This window comes from Microbispora sp. H10885 (assembly GCF_014161415.1).
Classification (GTDB): domain Bacteria; phylum Actinomycetota; class Actinomycetes; order Streptosporangiales; family Streptosporangiaceae; genus Microbispora; species Microbispora triticiradicis.
In genome coordinates, this window is record NZ_JABBWY010000035.1 from 1 (window position 1) to 897 (window position 897).

The following is an 897-nucleotide window of genomic DNA, read 5'->3' on the forward strand; positions in this document are numbered from 1 at the left end:
CTGCCTGAAGAGACGGCGGTCTCCCCCGGAAGGTCCCACAACCCCGCACACGCAACGCCCGCCGGCTATCACACGCGCACGGTTTAGCCTCCTCCGCTTTCGCTCACCACTACTCACGGAATCACTATTTGTTTTCTTCTCCTACGGGTACTGAGATGTTTCACTTCCCCGCGTTACCACCAACCGCCCTATACATTCAGACGGCGGCAACACCACATGACTGGTGCTAGGTTTCCCCATTCGGACATCCCCGGATCAACGTCTGGTTGGCGACTCCCCGAGGCTTAACGCAGCCTCCCACGTCCTTCATCGGCTCCTGATGCCAAGGCATCCACCGTGTGCCCTAAAAAACTTGGCCACAAAGATGCTCGCGTCCACTATGCAATTCACAAACAACAACCAGGCAAACCAGCCCACCCCACCACCAAACACCCGAGCGTCAACACGCCCGAACCGGTATGGCAGGAGACCAGCCCCAAAGAGAAAACCAAACCCACTCGCAAGCGGCCACCGCGATGCGATGGCCGGCGAACGGTCCGTTCCCTCAGGACCCAACAGTGTGCCCGAACCCACCAAGCCCCGCCGAACGCTTCCCCACTCCGCCGACCTCCCGTGAAGGAGACCCGCGGCGGTACTCACCCCGGCAGCCGAACCCGGCCGATCCGAATAACCAGTGCTCCACTAATGAGCTCACCGAGCAGGGAACACGCGTCCCTGAACCCGGCATGGACCAAACCCTCAGACTCACCACAACGGGTGAACCCACCAGGGCCGGCCGGTGCTCCTTAGAAAGGAGGTGATCCAGCCGCACCTTCCGGTACGGCTACCTTGTTACGACTTCGTCCCAATCGCCAGCCCCACCTTCGACCGCTCCCCCCACAAGTGGTTGGGCCACGG

The 897-nt window shown here is 61.3% G+C and carries 2 rRNA genes; both read right to left on the minus strand.

The features are described from left to right. A 23S ribosomal RNA gene (locus HHX37_RS35365) occupies positions 1-358 on the minus strand; the annotation flags it as partial. Positions 359-789: 431 nt separating this feature from the next. Continuing rightward, positions 790-897: ribosomal RNA gene (locus HHX37_RS35370) — 16S ribosomal RNA — on the minus strand; the annotation flags it as partial.